Origin of the sequence: Catenuloplanes niger, assembly GCF_031458255.1 — a bacterium.
Classification (GTDB): Bacteria; Actinomycetota; Actinomycetes; order Mycobacteriales; family Micromonosporaceae; genus Catenuloplanes; species Catenuloplanes niger.
Genome location: NZ_JAVDYC010000001.1, coordinates 156,482 through 177,654, shown reverse-complemented (window position 1 = coordinate 177,654; position 21,173 = coordinate 156,482). Strand labels below are relative to the sequence as shown.

The window sequence follows — 21,173 nt, the reverse complement described above, 5'->3', positions numbered from 1 at the left end:
CCGACATCGAGCGGTTCCGGTGGCCGGCCGGGTGCTCGCGGCGGCGGACCGCCCGGCTCAGGCCCGGGAGGGAGGCGACCGCGGCGCCGGCGTCAGAGTGAGGCGAGCACGACCGGATCGGTGCAGCCCCTCGCGTACCCGCTGATGCGCTTCTCGATGTCCCTGGTCAGCAACCAGACGCCGATCCGGTCGGCGATCGGGCGGAGCCAGGCCGGGCGGCAGCGGAAGCTGTACCGCCACGTCGCCACGGTGTGGCCGGGCTCGCCCGGCGCCGGCGCGAACCGCCAGCCGCCCGCGAACATCTCGAAGAACCACGGCCCGCGCACCATCTTCATGCCCACGTTCGTCGGCGGCGCGAACGACACGTACTCGCTCACCATGCTCAGCCCGTGCCGGGACCGGGTGAACGTGCGCACGCCCTTGCCCGGCCGGGCCGCGCCGTCCATCAGGTACTGCCGGCGCACGAACGGATCCCAGCGGTAGCGCACCGGCGCGACCGTCTGCGACACCGCGAAGGCCACGTCCGGCGGTACGGGGACGGTGATGCTCGACTCGACCACGGGCATCCGCCCATTATCCGGTTCACCCGGCCGTTCCCGCCCGGTTCGTGACGCGGCAGGCGTCGTGCGCGCCGCGACCGTCGTCACCGTCGTGGTCTAGGGTCGCGACATGCCGGAGCTGATCCCGCCCACGACCGCGCTGCACGCGGAATGGCTGGCCGCGCACCGGGAGTGGGGACCGGGCGCGCACGAGGACGGCTTCGGGCTGCTGCCGGTCGACCGGCCGGAGACGCCCGCCGGGTTCGCTGCCTGGATCGCCCGGCTGGAGAACGCGCCGGACAGCACGTACCGGTGGATCGTCGACGGGGCCGAGATCGTGGGCGGCATCGCGCTGCGTCACGCGCTGTCCGGTTCCGCCGCGTCGATGGGCCACATCGGGTACGGGATCCGGCCGTCCGCGCGCCGGCGCGGGCTCGGCGGCTGGGCGCTGCGGCGGATGCTGGCGCACGCCCGCGAGGTCGGCCTCGACCGGGTGCTGCTGGTCTGCCTGGTGGACAACGAGGCGTCCGCGCGCCTGATCGAACGGCACGGCGGCGTGCTCGACGGCGCACCCGACGTGGTCCGGCGGTACTGGATCAGGTTGTCCGCATGATCGTTGAGGGTGAGCGGTGGGAGACGGCCGAGCAGATCGGCGCGGCGCGGCGGCGGTTCGAGGAGGCGATCCCGGGCTACCGGCCGCCGATGGCGCACGCGATCATGCTGCCCGGCGGCGACTTCGCGCGGATCAACGTCGGTGACGGTCTGCTGCCCGCGGTCATCCTGGCGACGCTGCTCGGCCACCGCGGCGGCGACGCGTCCTACCCGCTGGACGCCGCCACGCTCGACCGCGCGCTGGCCCTGCTGGCCCCGGCCGAGGCGTGCACCGCGCTGCGGCACCCGAACCTCGGCGTCTGGCGCTGGCTGCGCGGCGCCGACGGCCTGACCGCGGTCTTCGTCGCGTCGCTGGACGAGTCGGCCGACCCGGCGGTCAGCGCGCTGGTCGGCCGCCTGCTGGCCGGCCGGGTCGAGAACCCGGACGGCACCACCACGCTCTGGCGCCCGGTCGGCCCGGCCGAACTCGACCTGATCGCGCGGTCCGGCTATGCCGCGTTCCCGCCGCGGCTGCCGGACCAGCCCATCTTCTACCCGGTCCTGAACGAGGCCTACGCCGCGCGGATCGCCGCGGAGTGGAACGTGGAGGCCTCCGGCGCCGGCCACGTCACCCGGTTCCGGGTGGCCACCGACTTCGCCCGCCGCTACCCGAGCCGCCAGGCCGGCGGCCGGGAGATCGCCGAGCTGTGGATCCCGGCCGAGGACGTTCCCGAGCTGAACGCCCACCTGGTGGGCCCGATCGAGGTGGTCTCCTCGTCCGAGGACCGGGCGGTCTCACCGGGACCGTTCGGCGAGGTTCCGGAGAGTGAGTAGCTGGCGCCGGGCCATCACCAGGTCGCCGAGGCAGACGGCACAGCAGTCGCGTGCTGCCGTCTGGTTCCGGGACCAGCACGTAGGAGAGGACCGCACCCATGATCGTGCCGGTCAGCCGGCGCCCGGGGTCGATCGACACGATCCGGCCCCGGGGCCGGCCGAACGCGGTGGTGAACGGTTCACCGACCCGGGGGTCCGGCAGGTGCAGCAGCCGCCGGGGTGAGCGGCGGCCCAGGTTGTCGATCCAGTCGTAGGAGTACGGCGCGGCGCGGATCTGTGCGACCCACGGCCAGACCGCGTCGGCGGGCGCCCGTATGCGGATCCCGCGCCACGCCTCCAGCGCCGGTGCGGTGACGAAGTCGTCGCACGGGTAGCGGCGTGACACGTCCGCGCCGGTGACACCCCAGCGGTCGCCGATCACCGGCCGCGCCGGATCGTCGTGAACCGGTCGTCCATGGCGGCAGCGTGCCACCCGCACGCAAGTCAGGAGCCGCCGGCACGACTTCCGGCCGGCGCCGTGGCCGGGACCGGCGCGGATGCCCGCGGTGACCGGGCCGGTGCCGTCCCGCCGGAGATCATCGGCGGTGCACGGGCGGGACACAGGTCGCTCAAAGGGTCCGGGCGCTGAATGAACGGGTCATGAATCCGAACTTAAGGATCGACCCGTGCAACAGCTGATCGTCATCGCGGTCGACCTGGTCGCCATCGGCGTCCTGGTCTTCGCCGTCTACTTCCCCCGCCACCACCGCCGGGACCTCGTCGCCGCGTTCCTCGGGGTCAACATCGGCGTGCTGGCCGTCTCCCTGGTGCTCGCCTCGTCCACGGTCGGCGTCGGGCTCGGCCTCGGGCTCTTCGGGGTGCTGTCGATCATCCGGCTGCGGTCGGACGAGATCGCCCAGCACGAGGTCGCCTACTACTTCGCGGCGCTGGCGCTGGGCCTGCTGGCCGGGCTGAGCGGCACCGTCACGCCGCTGACCGCCGCGCTGATGGCGCTGGTCGTGGCCGCGCTGGTGGCCGGCGACCACCCGGCGCTGTTCCGCCGGCACCGCGCCCGGACACTGCGGCTGGACACCGCGCACACGGACGAGGCCGCGCTCACCGCACACCTGGAGGTGCTGCTCGGCGCGCGCGTGCTGCACGTGTCGATCAAGAGCGTGGACCTGGTCAACGACACCACGCTCGCGGAGGTCCGCTACCTGGCGCCGCCGCGCCGCGCCCGGGTCGCCGACCGCGGGCCGGCGCTGGAGCGGATCGAGGCCGGGCGGTGACGCCGATCGCGCTGGACGAGCTGGTGGCGCGCGCCGCGCTGCTGCACCGGGTGGACCGCAAGTACGTGCTCTCCGGCGCGGAGCTGAGCGCGTTCCTCGACCGGCTCGGCGACGACACCCGCGTCCTGGAGATCGACGGCCGTCGCACGTTCCGCTACCGCTCCGACTACCTGGACACGCCGGCGCTGACCAGCTACCTCGGCGCGGCCCACCGCCGGCGGCGCAGGTTCAAGATCAGATTCCGGCGGTACGAGGAGAGCGGCGCCCGGTTCATCGAGGTGAAGACGCGCGGGAACCGTGGTGGCACGGTCAAGGAGCGGATCCCGCACGACGCCGCCACGCTCACCCCGGACGGGCTCGCCTACGTCACGGCGGTGCTCGGTGCGGCCGGGATCCCCGCCGCCGGGCTGCGCCTGTCCCCGGCGCTGACCACCCGCTACCGCCGCACCACGCTCTTCCTGCCCGGCAGCGGTTCGCGGGTGACCGTCGACGAGGAGCTCGGCTGGGAGCTGCCGGACGGTACCGCGCGCCGGGTGCCGGACCGGTTCGTGGTCGAGACCAAGTCGGCGGGCGGCGCCTCCGCGGCCGACCGCGTGCTCTGGTCGCTCGGCCGCCGCCCGTGCCCGGTCTCGAAGTACGCCACCGGCCTGGCCGCGCTCCGGCCCGGCCTGCCCGCCAACCGCTGGCTGCCGGTCCTGCGCCGGCTCGCCCCCGTTCCCACCGCACACCACCTGACCGCACCGCTGAAAGGCAGCCGAGCATGAAGTCCTCCCGTAAGAAGATCGTCGCCGCCGTGACGTCGCTGGTTCTGGCCGGTGCGATGCTGACCGGCTGCTCGACGGCCGCCTCGTCCACCGCCGCGGCGGACACGGCCGCGGCCACCGCGTACGTCGACGGCGCGCAGACCGCGGAGTCCGTGCTCGCGGCGAACACGGCGGTGCACACCGCGGACGCGGCCTACGACGCGTCCACCGCGGTCGGGATCGCACTGACCGGTTCGTCCGCGACCGTGGACGGCGACGGCGTGACCGTCGACGGCGGCACGGTCACGATCACCGCGGCCGGGACGTACCGGATCAGCGGCACGCTCACCGACGGCCAGATCGTGGTCGCCGCGGACGGCGCCACGGTCACGCTGGTGCTGGCCGGCGCCACCGTCTCCAGCAGCAGCACGGCCGCGATCGCGGTCACCGCCGCCGAGCGCGTCGTGGTGATCCTGGCCGACGGCACCACCAGCACGCTCTCCGACACCTCCGGTTACGCGGCCGACGCGGACGTGAACGCGGCGCTGTTCAGCGCCGCGGACCTGACCGTCGCCGGCGACGGCGCGCTGGTCGTGCACGGCAACGGCAACGACGGCATCGCGAGCAAGGACGGCCTGCTGATCACCGCCGGCACGATCACGGTCGAGGCGGCGGACGACGGCATCCGCGGCAAGGACTACCTGTCGGTGACCGGCGGCGCGATCACGGTCACCGCCGGCGGCGACGGGCTCAAGGCGGACAACGACACCGACGCGGACGCGGGCTTCGTCGTGGTCGGCGGCGGCACGGTCACGGTCACCGCGGGCGGCGACGGTGTCGACGCGGTCACCGACGTGGTGGTCACCGGCGGCACGGTCACGGTCGCGGCCGGTGGCGGGCACGGCGCGGCGGCCGGCGACGACACCTCGATGAAGGGCGTCAAGTCCGGCGTGGTCACGGTGCTGGCGGGCGGCACGATCGCGGCCGACGCCTCCGACGACGCGGTGCACAGCGACGGCTCCGTGCACCTGTCCGGGGCCACGGTGACGCTGGCGGCCGGCGACGACGCCGTACACGCGGAGAACGCCCTGGTCGTGGACGGCGGTGCGGTCGAGGTCAGCACGTCCGGCGAAGGGCTGGAGGCGGCGGACATCACGGTCGCGGCCGGCAGCGTGCACGTGGTCTCCACCGACGACGGCCTGAACGCGTCCGGCGGTACGTCCACCGGCGGCGGCGGGGGCCCCGGCGGTGAGATGGCGGCCGGCGACTTCTCCGTCACGGTCACCGGCGGCACGCTGGTCGTCGACGCGAACGGCGACGGCCTCGACTCCAACGGCACGGCCACGATCAGCGGCGGCACCGTGGTGGTCAACGGCCCGGCCGGCCAGGGCAACGGCGCGCTGGACGTGAACGGCACGCTCACCGTCACCGGCGGCGTGCTGGTCGCGGCCGGCAGCTCCGGCATGGCCGTGGCACCGTCGGCCGACTCCGCCCAGGGCTGGGTCTCCGTCACGTTCGACTCCACGATCGCGGCCGGCACGACACTGCAGCTGGCCGACGCGGACGGCACCGTGATCGCCACGTTCACCACCTCGAAGGAACTGCAGAACCTGGTCTTCTCCGCCGCCGATATCACCAGCGGCGAGGAGTACACGGTCTACCGCGGCGGGTCCGCGTCCGGTGGCAGCACCGGCGGGCTGGCCGGCGCCGGCGAGCTCGGCTCCGCGACCCGGATCGCCACGGCCACCGCGGGTGAGGCGCCGGCCGGCGGCTTCGGCCCGGGCGGCGGCAACCGCGGAGGGCAGCGCGGATGACCCGGCGACTGTCCCGCAGGGCGGTGCTGGCCGGCGGGCTGGGCGCGTTCGTCGCGGCCGCCGGCGGCACCGGCGCCTGGGCGCTCGACCGGTACGTCGTCGACCACGTCGAGGTGGCGAACGCGTCCGCGCTCACCGACCTGGCCGACGTGTCCGGCACCGGCACCGCGACCGCGACCGGCTACACCAGCGACACCGCGGCGATCACGATCGAGACGGTGGACACCGGCTCCGTGCGGTACTTCGTCGCGGACGTCACGGTCACGGACGCGACCATCGTCCGGGCCGCGTTCGCGAACGACCAGTTCGGCGAGAACATCATCGCGAACCCGTCCGAGATCGCGGCCGGGGCCGGCGCGATCCTGGCGATCAACGGTGACTACTACGGGTTCCGGGACACCGGGATCGTGATCCGCAACGGCGTCGCGTTCCGCGACCGGGGCGCCCGGCAGGGACTGGCGATCCACACCGACGGCAGCGCGCGGCTCTACGACGAGACCGCCACCACCGCGGACGCGCTGCTCGCCGACGGGGTCTGGCACACGCTGTCGTTCGGTCCCGGTCTGGTGGAGAACGGCGCGGTGCTGGCCGGCATCGACTCCGTCGAGATCGACACCAACGTCGGCAACCACTCGGTGCAGGGCAACCAGCCGCGTACCGGCATCGGGCTGGTCGACGCGAACCACTGGCTGTTCGTGGTCGTCGACGGTCGCAGCGACGCCAGCGCGGGCCTGACCATGAGCGGTTTCGCCCGGGTCTTCGCGGACCGGGGCGCGTCCGTGGCGTACAACCTGGACGGCGGCGGCTCCACCGCGATGATCTTCGATGGTGGCCTGGTGAACGACCCGCTCGGCCGCGGTCAGGAACGCGGCACCAGCGACATCCTGTACGTGGCCGGCTGATGTCCGCGGTCATCCTGATCCCCGCGTACGAGCCGGACGGGAAGCTCACCGACCTTCTCGTCCGGCTCGCCGGGCACGACGTCGTGGTGGTCGACGACGGCAGCGGGCGCCGCTACGCCGACGTCTTCGCCCGGGCCCGCGCGCTCGGCGCCGAGGTGGTCACGCACGACCGCAACCGCGGCAAGGGCGCGGCGCTGAAGACCGGGTTCGCGCACGTCCGGGCGTACCATCCGGGCCGGGACGTGGTCTGCGCGGACAGCGACGGCCAGCACCGTCCCGGCGACATCGAGGCGGTCGCCGCCCGGCTGGCGTCCGGCGGCGCCGACCTGGTGCTCGGCGCCCGCCGGTTCACCGGCCCGGTCCCGGCACGCAGCCGGTTCGGCAACGCCTGCACCCGCGCGGTGTTCCGGCTCGCCACCGGCCGCGGCCTCGCCGACACGCAGACCGGCCTCCGCGGCTACCCGGCCCGGCACCTGCCGTGGCTGTGCGCGGTCCCCGGCGCGCGCTTCGAGTACGAGCAGCGCCTGCTGCTGCGCGCGGTCCGCGACCGGTGGACGATCGCGGAGGTGCCGATCGCCACCGTCTACCTGGCCGGGAACGCGTCCTCGCACTTCCGGCCGCTGCGGGACTCCACCCGGGTGTACGGGCCGCTGCTCGCCTACGGCGCCTCGTCGCTGCTGGCGTTCGCGCTGGACACCGGGCTGTTCCTGGCCCTGGCCGCGCTCACCGGCGGCGTCGCCGGCCCGGCCGTGCTCGCCCGGCTGGCCAGCGCCACGCTCAACTTCACGGTCAACCACCGGTGCGTCTTCCGCGGCGCCGCGCCACCGGCCCGGGCCGCGCGCGACTACGCGCTGCTCGCCGCCGTGCTCCTGGCGGCCAACGTGGTGCTGCTGACCGTGCTCACCACGGCGACCGGCTCCACCCTGGCCGCCAAGATTCTGACCGAGGGCGTGCTGCTGGCCGCGAGCTTCCTGGCGCAGCGGCACGTGGTGTTCGCCCGTCGCCGCGTCCTCGCCGACCGCCGCCCGCCCGGCCCGGTCCCGGACGGCACGCCGGCCCGTCCGACGGTCGGGGCCGGCGACCGCGGGTAGCGGGTTCCGCCGCATCCACAAGGAACTCGGCTGACACCGCCGCCGGGCGGCGCAACTTCCGATGGCGGCGGCGCAACCCGGGCCGCCGAGCGCTGCTCGCACTGAGCAGCGCCTTCGCCGACAGGGGCTACCGAGGCGCCCACGACGGCGGCTTCTCCGAATCGGCCGGAGCCGCTGCCGCGGCCCTGCAGAGGGTCCATCGGGACAGGGGTATCGCCGCCGATACTGGCCGGTTCTCCCGCCGATCGTCTCCCGGCCGCGGCCACGGCCATCAGAGGAGGTCCTGAGCGATGAAGTCGGCGCCCTGCATACCGATGACCACGCTGGGGGCCATCGTGTTCGCCACTGGCACGTGCGGCAGTACCGAGGCGTCCACCACCCGCAAGCCGCTGACTCCCCGCACCCGTAACCGGGAGTCGACCACCGCGTCCTCGCCCTGGCCCATGGCTGCCGTGCCGCTCTGGTGCCAGAAGGTCTGCGTACCGCGGCGCAGGTAGTCGATGACGGCCTCGCGATCGGCGTCCCGGGGCGGGAACACCCGCTCGGACAGGTATCCGGCCAGCTCCGGTGAGTCCGCGATCGCGCTGACCCGCTCGACCGCATCCAGCAGCGCGGGGATGTCGGCGGGATCGTTCAGCCAGCCTGTCCGGATCAGCGGCGGCTGCGAGGCGTCCCCGGCGGACAGCCGGACCTCGCCCCGGCTGTGCAGACGCACACCGGTCAGGAACGTGACCCCTTGTTCGGGTACGCCGCCGTCGGCGGCGATGACGGGCGAGACGCTGATTGAGGCCTCCACGTAGACCACCACTGCCGGCCCCTCCGGATCGGTCAGGTTCCACAGGATGCCGGTGACGGCCTGCAACGGGGAGGGCAGATCGGCGCCGTCCCGCACACCCCAGACCAGGGGCACGTTGACGTGATCGTGCAGGTTGCGTCCGACGCCGGGTAGGTGCCGGCGCACCAGGATGCCGTTCTGCTCCAAGTGCTCCCGGTCGCCCACGCCCGAACGCATGAGCACCACAGGCGTGTTGATCGCGCCGAGGGACAACACCACCTCCCGTTCGGCGTGCAGTTCCCTGCCGTCGAGGAGTGTGACCCCGGCGGCGCGGCCGCCCTCGAAGATGACCCGGTCGACCACGGCGCCGGTGAGCACGGTGAGGTTTGCGCGCCCCTGCTGCGGGACGACGAAGGAACGGTAGGGGGACTGCCGGTGTCCGTCGTGAATGTTGGCATCGCGCCGCGCCGTTCCGGCCTGCTGCTCCATCAGCGCGCCGTTCAGGCTGTCACCCCGCGGGATGCCGTTGCCTTCGGCGGCTTTCTGAACAGCGTCGAAGAAGCCGTGGTCGTCGGGGAACTGCTGGATCCGCATCGGCCCGGACCGGCCCCGGCGCGGGTCCTGTCCATCGGGGTCGCCCCGGTAGGACTCCACCCGGCGATAGATGTCCAGGACGTGCTCGTAGTCCCACACGTCGTCACCGGCGACGCGCGCGTAGGAGTCCCAGTCGGCCTGGTGCCCCCGCGCCCACACGCACGCGTTCACGCTGCCGCCGCCGCCCAGACCGCGTCCCATCGGGAAATACGCCGGCTGCCCACTCAGCTGCGGCTCGGGCTCGGTAAGAAAGTTCCACACCCCCTCCGTGCCTAAGTTCGTCGGCCACAGCGAAGGATTCCGCACGTTCTCGCGCTCGTCGTCACCGCCGGCCTCCAGCAGCAGGACGCTCAGGCCGGTCTCGGCCGCCAGCCGTCCCGCCACCGTGGAACCGGCTGACCCGGCACCGCAGACGATGACGTCGAACCGGGCGTCCAGGGCCAGCTCATCGTTGTTCACGTCCGCACTGCTCATGCTCTCTCACCTTTCGTTGCACCGGTGCACGCACCTCAACCTATGAGCTCGACCGCGCCGTAGGCAGGGCCTGCCAGGCCCCCTCTCACCGGGGAATCTCAGCATCGGCACGGCTTCGGGTGAGACGAAAAGGACGGCCGGTCAGCGACCGTCGCCCTACAAGAGGGATCGCCCGGCCTGGGATCGACCGGCCGTGGTAACGCATGTTCGTCGACGTGCACTCTGCCCTCAGGAGCTCGGAGGGATGTAGAACAATGACGGATCTGACGGGTAAGGTCGCTGTCGTAACCGGATCGTCGCGCGGCATCGGCAAGGCGATCGCTCAGCGATACGCGAGCCTGGGTGCGAGCGTGGTCGTCAACTACGCCAACGATCAGGACAATGCACTTCGTACGGTGAAGGAGATCGAAGAGGCCGGTGGCCGCGCGATCGCGGTCCGTGCTGATGTATCGCGGCTGCCGGATATCGACGTGCTGTTCCGGGCGGCGGTGGATACGTTCGGCTCCCTCGACATCGTGGTGGCCAATGCCGGCATCGAGATCATTCTTCAACCGGTGGCCGAGGTGACCGAGGAGGAGTTCGACCGGCTGTTCGCCATCAACACCAAAGGCGCTTTCTTCACTCTGCAGAAAGCGGCGGAGCTGCTGTCCGACGGTGGCCGGCTGATCAACATCGGATCGACCACGACGGTGAGCCCGTATCCGGGAATGGGTCTGTACGCGTCCAGCAAGGCCGCGGCGCTGAAACTGGTCGAGATCATGGCGCTGGAGCTGGGGCCGCGCGACATCACCGTCAACACCGTCCTGCCCAGTGCGATCACCGGGGCCGGTGTCTTCACCGATGTGACCGTGGGGGACACCTTCCACCAGATGAATGAGACGCGGCCGCTCGGCGGCCGTCCGGGCACGGTGGCCGACGTGGCCGACGCGGCCGAGTACTTCGCCGGTGACCTGGCCGCCTGGGTCAGCGGACAGACGCTGGTGGTGGCCGGCGGGGCCGTGCAGTGATCAGGGGGTACGCCGGGCAGCGGCCGCTCCCCGGCGTACCGGCCGGTGGTGGCGCGGACCCGGGGCCCGCGCCACGCCCGTCAGCGCCGCAGGGTCAGCAGTCCCGGCCGGTACGGCAGGAGGCCGTAGTCCCCGCCGGAGTTGGGGGAGCGGCCCTGGTAGAGGAGCTGGAGGTTGCAGGGGTCGATGGTCATGGTCTGGTCGGCGTTGGTGCGGAGCAGTTCGCCGTGGCTGATGTCGTTGGTCCAGGTGGCGCCGCTGTTGGCCTTGCCGGCGAACGGGTTGCTCTCGGAGGTGGCCTGGGGCGTCCAGGATCCGCCGAGGTTGTTGGTGGTGAAGGAGCGGAAGTAGCGTCCGTTCGCGCCGATCGCCTCGACGATCATGAGGTACTGGTTCTGTCCGGCGACCTTGTAGACCTGGACGGCTTCGAAGAGGTTGTTGGTGGTGTCGCTCATGACGACGGTGGAGTTCGCGCCGAAGCTGCCGGGGAAGTTCCCGATCGGCATGCCGGCGCGGTAGATCTTGCCGTTGTCGCCGGCGAAGAACAGGTACATGGTCGTGCCGTCACCGATGATCGCTTGGTCGATGGGGCCGGTGCCGGAGCCGGTGATGCTGCCGGAGAACAGTGTCTGGGGTGCGGACCAGCCGTTGGGGTTGGTCGGGTCGGTGGAGGTGCGGTAGGAGAACGCCGGTCCGCCCCACTGGTAGGCGAGGACCCACAGGTTGCGTGGGGCGAAGTAGAACAGCGACGGCGCGACCGTGGCCGAGGACATCGCGTTCTGGCTCGCGGAGGCCATCTCCGACCAGTTCGTGAACAGGCTGAAGTTCATCGAGCCCCACCGCGTACCGGTGTCGTGGGTGGTGGCGTAGACGAGCTGCCTGCCGTTGTACGGCGCGACGGTGAAGTCCTTCAGCGACACCCACCCGGACCGCGGCGTGGCCAGCACGCCGGTCGAGCTCCACCGGTACGTCGACGGCAGCGCGCAGCCGCCGGTCGGCGGCGGGGTGGTCGGCGCGGGAGTGGTCGGTGCCGGGGTGGTCGGTGCCGGAGTCGTCGGTGTGGTGCCTCCGTTGCAGGCCACGCCGTTGACCGCGAAGTCCGCCGGCGCCGGGTTGCCGCCGGTCGTCGACCCGTTGAAACCGAACGACACGGTGCCGTTCGTCGGCACCGACCCGTTGTAGCTCACGTTGCGGGCGGTAACCGCCGATCCGTTCTGGGTCAGCGTCGTGTTCCATGCTTGGACGACCGTCTGGCCCGCACCGTACGACCAGCTCAGGGTCCACCCGGTCAGCGCGTCACCGAGGTTCGTGATCGTCACGCTCGCGCCGAAGCCACCCTGCCACTCCGACGTCACCGCGTAGTTCACCGCGCAGCCCGCGGCCGCCGCCCGGGCCGGCAGGGTCACCCCGACCGCGGCGGACGCCAGCAACGCCACGCTCGCCGCGGTCACCGCTCTGGACATTCTCATGGGCGCGCACTCTCCTTCACGTCGACGCAATAGATCTAACATCGTCGATGTTAGGTCGCCCGCGATTTCCGGCAGTGGCGGGCCGAACGAGCATCGAGCCAGCTCACGGCCGCAGCTCAGTCGCCGTAACACTTTCCCGCACGGCGTTTCTGACGCATCAAGGCAAAAGCCGCCCGACGTCCCGGCTCCGGTGCCGCGTACCGCAACCCGAGGCCGGCGCCGAGATCGTGCGCCGGCCGCCGGGGCTCACTCGCCGAGGGTCACCTTCAGGACGCGTTCGGCGCTGTTGCCGGGGACGCTGTCCTTGTCGCCGCGCGTGCTGGTCGTCAGCCACAGGTTGCCGTCGATCGACGGTTCGACGGTCCGCAGCCGGCCGTAGGTGCCGACGAAGTACTGCTGCACGTCGGTCAGCGTGTCCCCGCTGATCACCGCCCGGTAGACCCGCGTGCCGCGCAGGCAGGCGATGTAGAGCACGTCGCGGACGACGGCGATGCCGCTGCACGAGGCCGCCGCGACCGGGTAGGTGCGCACCGGCGCGATCAGCCCGGGCCCGGCACAGTCACCGGCGGTGCCCTCGCAGGCCGGCCAGCCGTAGTTGCCGCCCCTCACCACCAGGTTGGTCTCGTCCATGACGTTGTTGCCGAACTCCTGCTCCCACAGCCGGCCCCGCGAGTCGAACGCCAGACCCTGCGGGTTGCGGTGCCCGTAACTCCAGACGTAGCTGCCGGCGAACGGGTTGTCGGCCGGCACGCTGCCGTCCGGGTGCAGCCGCAGCACCTTGCCACCGAGGCTGGCCAGGTCCTGCGCCTGGTCGGGATCCTGGCCGTCGCCGGCCGCGGCGTACAGCATGCCGTCCGGGCCGAACCGGAGCCGGCCACCGTTGTGGTACTTGTTGCGTGGAATCCCGGTGAGGAGCACCTCGCGCGTCTCGGTCCGGAGCGTCCCGTCGTAGCGGATCCGGACGATCCGGTTGTCCGTGGCGCTGGTGTGATAGACGTACAGCCATCCGTCGGTCGCGAAGTCCGGCGAGATCGCCAGGCCCAGCACGCCGCCCTCGCCGTTGGTGCCCGCCACGTCCGGTACGGTGCCGACGCTGCGCTTGCCGCTGCCGTCGGGGTTCATGACCATGATGTCGAAGACGTCCCGGCGGCCGTAGAGCACCGACCCGTCGGGCAACTGCACCAGCCCCCACGGCAGGTCGGACTCGGCGGTCACCTCGGCGACACCGCACACCGGGCCGGCACAGCCGGCCCCGGTCGTGACGTCGACCGGTTCGCTCCGCGCGGAGGCATTGCCCTGCGCGTCCCGGGCCAGCACCGTGTACCGGTAGCCGGTCCGCGGGCGCAGCCCGCTGTCGGTGAACGAGGTCGCGGGCGGGTTGGCGGCCGAGCCGGTGACGGTGCCGACCGGTTCGCCGTCGCGGTGGACGACGTACGCGGTGACCGCCACGTCGTCCGTGGCGGCCGCCCAGGAGAGGGCGACCGTGGTGCCGGTGGCGGTGGCGGACAGCCCACCCGGCGTGGTCGGCGCCTCCCGGTCCGCTTCACAGAACGGCGGGGTGACGGTCACGGTGGGACCCGCCTGCGAGACGTTGCCGGCCGCGTCCCGCGCGTTGACGTACCAGCCCCAGGTGGCGCCGCCGACGACCGGCAGCGTCGCCGATGTCGTGTCCCCCGGCACGGACCGCACCAGCTGCCCGTCGTGGTAGACGTCGTAGGCGGCGACCCCGACGTCATCGGTGGCCGCCGACCAGGTCAGCACCGCCGATTCGCAGGTGACCGCGTCGACGCGCAGTTCGGCCGGGGCGGTCGGCGGGGTGGTGTCGCCCGCGGCGGCACCGGGTGCGAGCAGTGCGGGGATCAACAGAATCGCCGCGAGGGTACGCATGAGGAACACCTTTCGGAGCGGCCGGGCGATCAGTACGGGTAACCGGGTACGCCGAGCGCGATGGCATGGATCCCGTAGTCGCCCGTGCTGCCGGCGGTGATGTAGAGGGTGCGCCGGTCGGGGCCGCCGAACGCCGCGTTGGTGGCCTGCCGGCCGGTCGAGATCGTGCCGAGCTGGGCTCCGGCCGGGGAGAACACGTACACCCGGCCCGCGTGGTGCGATACCCAGTAGACGTTCCCGGCGCAGTCCACGGTCACCCCGTCGGGGCTCGCGACGGTGGCGAAGACGGTCCGGCCCGCCGTGCTGCCGTCCGGGCGCACGGCGTACGCGTAGATCCGGTTCTCGCCGAAGGCGCCGACGTAGAGCGTGCTCCCGTCCGGGGACAGGGCGATGCCGTTCGGTTGCCGCACGGTGTCGTCGACCAGGCTGACCTGCCCGTCGAGCACCCGGAACACCCCGGTCCGGCCGCCCATCGCGTCTGGCCGGCGGCCCCGCTGGAAGTCCGGGTCGGTGAAGTAGACGACGCCGTCGGAGCGCACCGCCACGTCGTTCGGGGAGTTGAACGCCCGGCCCTGGTAGTCGGCGGCGATCACGGTGCGGGCCCGGTCGCTCAGCCGGAACGCGGACACACCGCGGTTGTCGTGGGTGGCGGCGATGATCTGCTGCCCGTCCGGGCTCAGCGCCAGCCCGTTGCTGCCGGAGGCGGTGACGAACGGCTCGGCCGCGGCCGGCGGGGCCAGCCGCCGGATCGCCGAGGGCTGCACCTGCTCCGGCCCGGCGGCGGCGCCGAGGTCGGAGACCAGCAGGTGGCCGGTCTCGGCGATCCACACCGGACCCTCCAGGAACGCGAAGCCACCCTGGAGCCGGGTGGCGGAGCTCGCGGGACCGGGCAGGGGCGGCTCGGTGGGGATGCCGGCCGGGCAGACTCCCGGCGGCGCCCCCGCGGGACCCTCCCGGGCGGCGGCCGGCGCGGCAGGCACCGCGACGAGCAGAAGGCACACGGCCGCGGCACGTGCCACGGCCCGCCCGGGCGCGGCAATGGAATCGACGTTCATGAATGAACTGTAACCGGTACCGGACGGCGGCGCCCGCGAGACGTCACCCGGAGCCGGATCCGGTCGCTCGCGCGATCACCGCCGGTCGCGAGTCATCGGCCCCACGAACTCGGCCACCGGCGACCAGAGGTTTCCACCGGGGCTCGTCGACCATGGTCCGATGCCCGTGAGGGCTGCTCCGGTCGGCGGTCCTGGGTCGAGCGAGCCGAGCTCGACGCCGGGCGGCGACACCGACGGCCAGCACGACCACCCGGCTGACCGTCGCCGCGACCGAGCCGGGCGCACCTCGCCGCCGGTGACGCACCGCGGCGCCGAGCGGTTCAGGCGGTGCCGACGGTACGGAGGACGGCCAGGATCAGGGCGCGGGTGACCGTCACGACGTCGGTCAGCCGCACCTGCTCCTGCGGGCTGTGGGCGTGCCGGACGTCGCCGGGGCCGTACTGCAGCGTGGGAATGCCGGCACCGGCGTACAACCGCAGGTCACTGCCGTACGGTGCGCCCCGCTCGGCGGGCCGGGGCCTGCCGGTGACGTCGGCGTGCGCGTCGCCGACCACGGCCGCGAGCGGGTGCCCGGCCGGCAGCCGACCGCTGGCGAACTGCCCGCCCGGCCAGGTCACCGTGGCCGGGTGCTCGCGCAGCCACGGGTCGCCGGCGCACGCCTCGGCGACGCACTCCTCCAGGTCGGCCCGGGCACGGGCCGGGTCCTCGTCCAGGCGTACCCCGAGCCGTCCCTCCGCGACCAGCAGGTCCGGCACGCTGCTCGCCCAGTCACCGGCCCGCACCGTGCCGACCGACAGCGGGTACGGGATGGGGTACTCCGCCATCAGCGGGCCGGGGTCGGCGTTGCGGCGCGCCTCGAGTCGGGCGAGCGCCGCGTGGATCGGCAGGTAGGCGTCGATCGCGCTGATCCCGGCGTAGCGGGTGCTGCCGTGCGTCGCCCGGCCCGGGACCGCGATGCGGAACGTCAGCGCCCCCGCGTTCGCGATCATGATGGCGCCGCTCGTCGGCTCGGTGATGATGCACGCGTCACCGGTGTGCCCGCGCCGCAGGGTGGCGAACGCGCCGAGCCCGCCGTCCTCCTCGCTGACGACGAAGTGGGTCGCCACCCGCCCGCGCAACCGGACGCCCGACCGCTGGATCGCCTCCAGCGCCGCGAGGATCGCCACCACGCCGGCCTTCATGTCACACGCGCCCCGGCCGTGCACCACGTCCCCGGCCACCCGGGCCCGGAACGGGTCACCGGCCCACTGCGCCGGATCACCCGGCGGCACGACGTCGACGTGCCCCTGAAGGACGAGCGTCGGCCCGTCGTCGCGGCCGCGTTCGCTGCCGACCAGGCCCCAGCCCTCGGTACGCGGCGCCTCACCGCCCGGGAAGTCCGGGTCGGCCTGCAGCGCGGACAGGTCCAGCGACCACAGATCGACGTCCAGGTCCATCAGCTCCAGGCGGCGCGCGAGCCGGTGCTGCAACTCGGACTCCGCCGGGCTGCCGGTCACGCTGGGAACGGCAAGCAGGTCCAGCACCGCGCGCGCAACAGCGGTCTCGTCCACGGCTGCCAGCGCGGACGCTTCCACGCTGCTGATCGTCGACGGCATCGCGACACTCCCCGCGGCAGATGACATCCCGGCAGGCCGGAAGCCTACGTCCGCCCGACCCCGCGAGCAATCACCGCGACGCCCTCCCCCCGGTCCTCCGGGCCACTATTACGCGTCCGCGGCACGCCGCCGCCCCGCCGATGCCGCTGAACCCACCGGCCGTTCACGCGCCACAATCGGCCACCTGGGCGTTTCGATCCGACGGGCCAGAGCGCCTCAGGCCGACCGCCCCCGCCGGTTCGACCGGCCGGCGTCCCGCCGCTGTCACGATCCGGACGGCACCACCACCGCAACCGCACCTGTCCGACCGGAAGCGCCGGCGAGGGCACGCTCTACCTCTGTGCGAGGAACGTCGGCTACTCGATCGATTGGCAGATGAAAGCGTCGTTGGCGGTCGCGGCGTTGCGTCACGCGGTGAGGTTGCGGGCGCCGGCCGGCACGACCGTGCATCCGGACAGGGGCAGCCAATTTCGATCCCGGAAGTTCGTCAAAGCACTGCACCGCAACGGTTCAGTCGGTTCGATGGGCCGGGTCGGTGCGTGTGGCGACAATGCCGAGATGGCGTCGTTCCTCGCTCTGCTGGAAAGAACGTCCTCGATCGGCAGCGGTGGCAGACCCACCAGGGGCTACATCTGGCGATCGTGACCTAGATCGAGCGGGCCTGCCACCGCCGGCGCCGCCAGGCCCGCCTCGGCAGGCTCACCCCGATCGAGTTCGAGACAATCAACAGGCACACAACCGCGGCCTGAACCACTCAAGCCCGCGAATCAACTGAACCCGGGGCAATCCCGGTAGATCTTTGCGGAGGCCGTGGACGAAGCTGTGCAGGGCGGGAAGGTCGTCGGCGTTGACGGTGGCCATCCACTGCGGTGATGCGCAGACGACGATACGTGACCAGGTGTCCCGTCCGGCGGAAAATGGCACCGGTGTGACCACCTGAGCTGCGGCGGTGCCACGTTCGTGCGGACGGGACCAAGGTGGTTGTCCGGAGCTGTCTGGCGCCCTCCATGTCCGGATCGCCGCCGGCCGCCAACACTGCTCAACCTCGAAGAGCCACAATGGTTGACCGTTCGCGACGACCGACGGTCTTCCGGGGGACACCGAGAAAGGACCGCGCAGGTGGACGATCCGCGACTGATGCCGTTCCTCGAGCACGTCGAGGTCCTACGTCGGCTTGACCGGGGTCGCGACGTCTTCGGAGCGAAGCGCCACCACTGGCAGGTCCAGCCGCCGCTGGGCGAGGAGCCGGTCGCAACCCTGGAACAGGACCTCGGCTACGCCCTTCCGGCGGGTTACCGCACCTACCTCACCGCGTACGGCAACGGCGGCGCCGGTCCGCTGTTCGGCATAAGGACCTTTCCGGCGCACCTGTCCGCCACCGAACGCGCCAGTCTGCGCCGCCCTTTTCCCGGCATGGCCGCGGTGCACCGTCAGGTGGCCGCAGGAGGGGTCGACGTCGATGCCGACGGCTACTTCGAGGTGGACGACGATGCACTGCTGGAGAGGCTACTGAACGGCACCTGGCGGATCGCCGACGACGGGTGCGGCCATCACGCGCGTATCGTGCTGCACGGCGCGGAACCGGGGACGATCCTCACGGTCGCCCTCGAAGGCGGCATCCGCGACACCGGACAGGACTTCCTCGACTGGTCATTGTCCTGGGTGGCGCGACACCGGGAATGCTACGAAGCCGTCTGGGAACGCATGCTCCGGGCGGAGCCGCCAGATGACCTGGTGACTGTCAACAACGCGGCGCTGGTAGCCGCGCTGTGCGGGACCAGCCTAGGGCTGAACGGATCCGGCAACGGACGGCGCGATACGGCACGCGAGTTGTATCGGCGCTTCCTGGCCGAACGCGGACAGGATCCATGCTGATCGTCCGGATCCACGCCGTCGGCCGGTGACGTTGACGGGTCACGATATAAACGAAGGGCGATCTCAGGGGAGGAGCGCTCGATGCCGCACGCCGTCATTCTCGCGGTCAGCTCGGATCAGCCGTCCGCCGACGGGCGGCGCGACCTTGCCCGCTGGCTGAAGCGGGAGCCCGAGTTCCGGGGCCGTGTCGGTGCCGGGGGAGTGCCGGATCCGGGCACCATGGGCACCGCAGCCGAGGTGCTCCTGGTCGCGCTGGGCAGCGGCGGCGCGGTCGCGGTCCTGATCCAGTCGGTGGCGGGGTGGCTGAATGCACGCCGGCCGGACGTGACGGTCCGCATCGAGGTGACCGATCGCTGGTCGATCGAGCTGGACGTGGCCCGCGCGCGCGACGAACGGCAGATCGCCGCGATCATCAACGCCGCGGTGGACCGGCTCGACGAGCCGCGCAGCCGGCCGGCCGAGCTCGGTGGATCCGATCAGCCCCGGCGGTTGGACGGGCCCGGCCGGGTGGACGAGCCGCGGTGAGCCGGCCGGATCCGGATCGGTCCGTCGCGGTTCTCATCGGCACGGTCGGGCATCGCTCACCACAGCTGCCGCCGTTGGGCTCGGTCACCAACAACCTGGTCGAGTTGGCGCGCGTGCTCTCCGGCCCACCGGTCGGGCTGGTCGCCCCGGACGGCATCACCGAGCTGCTCGACGCGGCCAGCCAGCAAGAGGTCGCGATCACGCTGCTCGACCGCGCCGAGGAGGCGGAGGACCTGCTGCTCGTCTATTTCGCCGGGCACGGGCTGCTGGACGACAACGGCGAGTTGTACCTCGCACTGCACGGCACCGACCCGCGGCCCGAGCGGCTGAGCGTCTCCGCGTTGCCGTTCGCCCTGGTCAGCCGCGCGATCCGGGAGAGCCCGGCACGGATCCGGGTGCTGATCCTGGACTGCTGCTTCTCCGGCGTGGCGATCTCCGCGATGTCGAACGCGGAGATCGAGTCGCTGGTCGCGGACAGCACCCGGGTCGAGGGCACCTACACGCTGACCGCGACCTCGGGCAACGCGCTCGCGCTCGCCCCGCCCGGCGACGACTACACCGCGTTCACCGGCGAGCTGATCAGGATGCTGCGCGAGCCGGCGACCGGCGACGATCTGACGCTCACCGGGGCGTACCGGCACCTGGCCGCGGTGCTGCCCGGCCGTGGCTGGCCGCGTCCGCAGCAGCGCACCACCAACGGCGCCGGCGATCTCGTGCTGCGCCCGGCCGATTCCACCGCGCCGCCGCACACGGTGGAGCCCCGGGCGGCGGCTACGGCGGTGCTTCCCACGCCGGTGGAGCCGCCGCGGGTGTTGCGCCGGCCGCGGAACCCGCTGCATCCCCTGCACTTCCGGCGGTATGCCCCCGACTGGTGGTCGCTGGCCGCGCCGGTCCTGGGCGCGCTGATCGTCTGGACGGTGGTCTCCGTCGCCGGGAACGCGTACGTCGGCGGCGACGCGTACGTCGCCGTGTACCTGGCCGCGGTGCCCGCGCTGTTGCTGATCTTCCTGGTGGTCGGCGCGATCGGGATGGTGAGCGACTCGGGGTTGACCTGGACCCGGCGCGCGATCCTCCTGATCGCGATCGCCGGGCTGATCGTGTCCTGCAATCCGAGGGTCAAGAACGGCTCCGTCCTCGGCCTGTGGAGCGTGCGCGAGCCGGACGACGCGTTCCTTCCCGGCTATCCGCTGCTGCTCATCCTTCTGGTGGTCGCGGCCCGCGCCGCGGGAAGGCTGGTCGTCCGGTACGCCGCGGAGGTGCTGCGCCGGTACGAGATCCGCCTGGATCGCAACGGATTCCGGGTGGTCGACGGACGGGACGAGTACTACCTGCTCTGGCAGCAACTGGAACGGGTATGGGTGTCCCAGGACCACCTTTGCGTGTCCTTCAAGCCCGGCTACTCCGAGATCCGCACGCCCGAAGAGATCAACTACTCCTCCCGGTACGGCGGCTACGTGATCGCCGACCTGCGTGTCTTCACGACGCCGCGCGACCAGACCGACCTGGCACTCGCCCACTTCGCCGGCCCGGCCTTCCGCCGCGGCCCGGACCGCGCGCCCGGCCCGACCTGACCTGACCGGCCGCCGCAGTTTCGGCTCCCTGACCGATCAGGTCGGCCGGCGGTGGCAACGTCACTGATCGCCGGCGGCCGGCGGCCGGTGCGGCCGTCGGGCATGGTGCGCCCGGCGAGCCGGCACGGTGCGCGTACATCCGCTGGAGCCTCTGGTCGGTGATGATGCCGACCGCCACCCTCGATTTCGCCCTCCTTCCCGCTCAGTTTCATCCCGGCCCGCTCCGTAGATGACCTGGGCGTCGAAGTCGATGCCCAGGCCCATATCACCTGTGCGACATTGCGCGGCGCACGAGCGGCGCGAGTCGACGGGATCGCCGATCGGGAACAGCAGGAAAGCGGTCAGATGGATGTGGCCGCACTCGTCGCTCTCGCCGCCGTCCGGCGAGCGGTTCGCAGCAGAAGGCGACGAATCCTTCCGCGGGGTCCGGCAGAAAGCGGGCACGGCGGGAAGTCACGACTCGTCCAGCCGATGAGCGGGGCTTGAACCGTTGCAGCCCTCGATGCGCTGCCAGCCACCGGCTACGTTGCCCGATCGAAGGACACGTGCACCGGATCCACTGAG

General features: G+C 72.4%; 17 protein-coding genes and 1 pseudogene. 12 read left to right on the top strand and 6 right to left on the bottom strand.

The annotated features are described in order from the left end of the window. Positions 1 to 92 precede the first annotated feature (92 nt). Positions 93 to 566 carry an SRPBCC family protein gene (locus J2S44_RS00735; RefSeq protein WP_310407845.1) on the bottom strand — a complete coding sequence of 158 codons (474 nt, stop codon included), beginning with the start codon at positions 564 to 566 and terminating at the stop codon, positions 93 to 95. Between the two features lie 103 nt (positions 567 to 669). Here J2S44_RS00735 and J2S44_RS00730 point away from each other — a divergent pair, with 103 nt between their 5' ends. From J2S44_RS00730 to J2S44_RS00700, 7 genes are all read left to right on the top strand, one after another. Further along, positions 670 to 1,152: a GNAT family N-acetyltransferase gene (locus J2S44_RS00730; RefSeq protein WP_310407842.1), complete on the top strand. Its 483-nt coding sequence runs from the start codon at positions 670 to 672 to the stop codon at positions 1,150 to 1,152. 398 nt (positions 1,153 to 1,550) lie between these two features. Next, entirely contained in the window at positions 1,551 to 1,964 is a 414-nt protein-coding gene (locus tag J2S44_RS00725; protein ID WP_310429432.1) for an ADP-ribosylation/crystallin J1, read from the top strand. Between the two features lie 665 nt (positions 1,965 to 2,629). Next, a complete protein-coding gene (locus tag J2S44_RS00720) occupies positions 2,630 to 3,232 on the top strand; it encodes a DUF4956 domain-containing protein (RefSeq protein ID WP_310407841.1) in 603 nt (200 codons plus the stop codon). Further along, on the top strand, positions 3,229 to 3,996 hold the full coding sequence (locus tag J2S44_RS00715; protein ID WP_310407838.1) for a VTC domain-containing protein: 768 nt from the start codon (positions 3,229 to 3,231) through the stop codon (positions 3,994 to 3,996). The genes J2S44_RS00720 and J2S44_RS00715 overlap by 4 nt, the downstream gene beginning before the upstream one ends. Beyond that, positions 3,993 to 5,789, top strand: coding sequence for a carbohydrate-binding domain-containing protein (locus J2S44_RS00710; protein ID WP_310407835.1), 1,797 nt, complete (start codon positions 3,993 to 3,995; stop codon positions 5,787 to 5,789). The genes J2S44_RS00715 and J2S44_RS00710 overlap by 4 nt, the downstream gene beginning before the upstream one ends. Further along, positions 5,786 to 6,691, top strand: coding sequence for a phosphodiester glycosidase family protein (locus J2S44_RS00705; RefSeq protein ID WP_310407831.1), 906 nt, complete (start codon positions 5,786 to 5,788; stop codon positions 6,689 to 6,691). The genes J2S44_RS00710 and J2S44_RS00705 overlap by 4 nt, the downstream gene beginning before the upstream one ends. Next, on the top strand, positions 6,691 to 7,782 hold the full coding sequence (locus J2S44_RS00700) for a glycosyltransferase (RefSeq protein ID WP_310407830.1): 1,092 nt from the start codon (positions 6,691 to 6,693) through the stop codon (positions 7,780 to 7,782). The genes J2S44_RS00705 and J2S44_RS00700 overlap by 1 nt, the downstream gene beginning before the upstream one ends. Before the next feature lie 271 nt (positions 7,783 to 8,053). Here J2S44_RS00700 and J2S44_RS00695 read toward each other — a convergent pair whose 3' ends face one another. After that, positions 8,054 to 9,625: a GMC family oxidoreductase gene (locus tag J2S44_RS00695; RefSeq protein ID WP_310407828.1), complete on the bottom strand. Its 1,572-nt coding sequence runs from the start codon at positions 9,623 to 9,625 to the stop codon at positions 8,054 to 8,056. 254 nt (positions 9,626 to 9,879) lie between these two features. On the opposite strand from J2S44_RS00695, the gene J2S44_RS00690 reads away from it, so the two are divergent. Then, positions 9,880 to 10,632 (top strand): glucose 1-dehydrogenase, encoded by a 753-nt coding sequence (locus J2S44_RS00690; protein ID WP_310407825.1) that lies wholly within the window; start codon positions 9,880 to 9,882, stop codon positions 10,630 to 10,632. A gap of 80 nt (positions 10,633 to 10,712) precedes the next feature. On the opposite strand, the gene J2S44_RS00685 is transcribed toward J2S44_RS00690, so the two are convergent. The 4 genes from J2S44_RS00685 to J2S44_RS00670 form a co-directional block, all read right to left on the bottom strand. After that, positions 10,713 to 12,101, bottom strand: a complete 1,389-nt coding sequence (locus tag J2S44_RS00685) for a glycoside hydrolase family 62 protein (RefSeq protein WP_310407822.1) — start codon at positions 12,099 to 12,101, stop codon at positions 10,713 to 10,715. Between the two features lie 246 nt (positions 12,102 to 12,347). Next, complete coding sequence (locus J2S44_RS00680) at positions 12,348 to 13,988, bottom strand: PQQ-dependent sugar dehydrogenase (RefSeq protein ID WP_310407821.1); 1,641 nt, start codon at positions 13,986 to 13,988, stop codon at positions 12,348 to 12,350. A gap of 29 nt (positions 13,989 to 14,017) precedes the next feature. Further along, the gene (locus J2S44_RS00675) at positions 14,018 to 15,043 is read right to left on the bottom strand and encodes an SMP-30/gluconolactonase/LRE family protein (RefSeq protein ID WP_310407819.1); all 1,026 of its coding nucleotides are present in this window, start codon (positions 15,041 to 15,043) and stop codon (positions 14,018 to 14,020) included. Positions 15,044 to 15,363: 320 nt separating this feature from the next. Then, entirely contained in the window at positions 15,364 to 16,638 is a 1,275-nt protein-coding gene (locus J2S44_RS00670) for an ArgE/DapE family deacylase (RefSeq protein ID WP_310407816.1), read from the bottom strand. A gap of 321 nt (positions 16,639 to 16,959) precedes the next feature. Between J2S44_RS00670 and J2S44_RS00665 the strand changes: the two are divergent. From J2S44_RS00665 to J2S44_RS00650, 4 genes and pseudogenes are all read left to right on the top strand, one after another. Next, a pseudogene (locus J2S44_RS00665) lies at positions 16,960 to 17,387 on the top strand (DDE-type integrase/transposase/recombinase); the annotation flags it as partial. A gap of 370 nt (positions 17,388 to 17,757) precedes the next feature. Continuing rightward, positions 17,758 to 18,513, top strand: a complete 756-nt coding sequence (locus tag J2S44_RS00660) for a hypothetical protein (RefSeq protein WP_310407814.1) — start codon at positions 17,758 to 17,760, stop codon at positions 18,511 to 18,513. Between the two features lie 81 nt (positions 18,514 to 18,594). Then, complete coding sequence (locus J2S44_RS00655) at positions 18,595 to 19,038, top strand: effector-associated constant component EACC1 (RefSeq protein WP_310407812.1); 444 nt, start codon at positions 18,595 to 18,597, stop codon at positions 19,036 to 19,038. After that, entirely contained in the window at positions 19,035 to 20,609 is a 1,575-nt protein-coding gene (locus tag J2S44_RS00650; RefSeq protein WP_310407810.1) for a caspase family protein, read from the top strand. The genes J2S44_RS00655 and J2S44_RS00650 overlap by 4 nt, the downstream gene beginning before the upstream one ends. Positions 20,610 to 21,173: the final 564 nt, after the last annotated feature.

What these genes read in the sequence shown, in the direction of transcription:
- J2S44_RS00690 (WP_310407825.1), top strand. Translation starts at nt 9,880, where the DNA reads ATGACGGATCTGACGGGTAAGGTCGCTGTCGTAACCGGATCGTCGCGC.
- J2S44_RS00680 (WP_310407821.1), bottom strand. Translation starts at nt 13,988, where the DNA reads ATGCGTACCCTCGCGGCGATTCTGTTGATCCCCGCACTGCTCGCACCC.
- J2S44_RS00655 (WP_310407812.1), top strand. Translation starts at nt 18,595, where the DNA reads ATGCCGCACGCCGTCATTCTCGCGGTCAGCTCGGATCAGCCGTCCGCC.
- J2S44_RS00700 (WP_310407830.1), top strand. Translation starts at nt 6,691, where the DNA reads ATGTCCGCGGTCATCCTGATCCCCGCGTACGAGCCGGACGGGAAGCTC.
- J2S44_RS00710 (WP_310407835.1), top strand. Translation starts at nt 3,993, where the DNA reads ATGAAGTCCTCCCGTAAGAAGATCGTCGCCGCCGTGACGTCGCTGGTT.
- J2S44_RS00695 (WP_310407828.1), bottom strand. Translation starts at nt 9,625, where the DNA reads ATGAGCAGTGCGGACGTGAACAACGATGAGCTGGCCCTGGACGCCCGG.
- J2S44_RS00735 (WP_310407845.1), bottom strand. Translation starts at nt 566, where the DNA reads ATGCCCGTGGTCGAGTCGAGCATCACCGTCCCCGTACCGCCGGACGTG.
- J2S44_RS00675 (WP_310407819.1), bottom strand. Translation starts at nt 15,043, where the DNA reads ATGAACGTCGATTCCATTGCCGCGCCCGGGCGGGCCGTGGCACGTGCC.
- J2S44_RS00730 (WP_310407842.1), top strand. Translation starts at nt 670, where the DNA reads ATGCCGGAGCTGATCCCGCCCACGACCGCGCTGCACGCGGAATGGCTG.
- J2S44_RS00670 (WP_310407816.1), bottom strand. Translation starts at nt 16,638, where the DNA reads ATGCCGTCGACGATCAGCAGCGTGGAAGCGTCCGCGCTGGCAGCCGTG.
- J2S44_RS00705 (WP_310407831.1), top strand. Translation starts at nt 5,786, where the DNA reads ATGACCCGGCGACTGTCCCGCAGGGCGGTGCTGGCCGGCGGGCTGGGC.
- J2S44_RS00685 (WP_310407822.1), bottom strand. Translation starts at nt 12,101, where the DNA reads ATGAGAATGTCCAGAGCGGTGACCGCGGCGAGCGTGGCGTTGCTGGCG.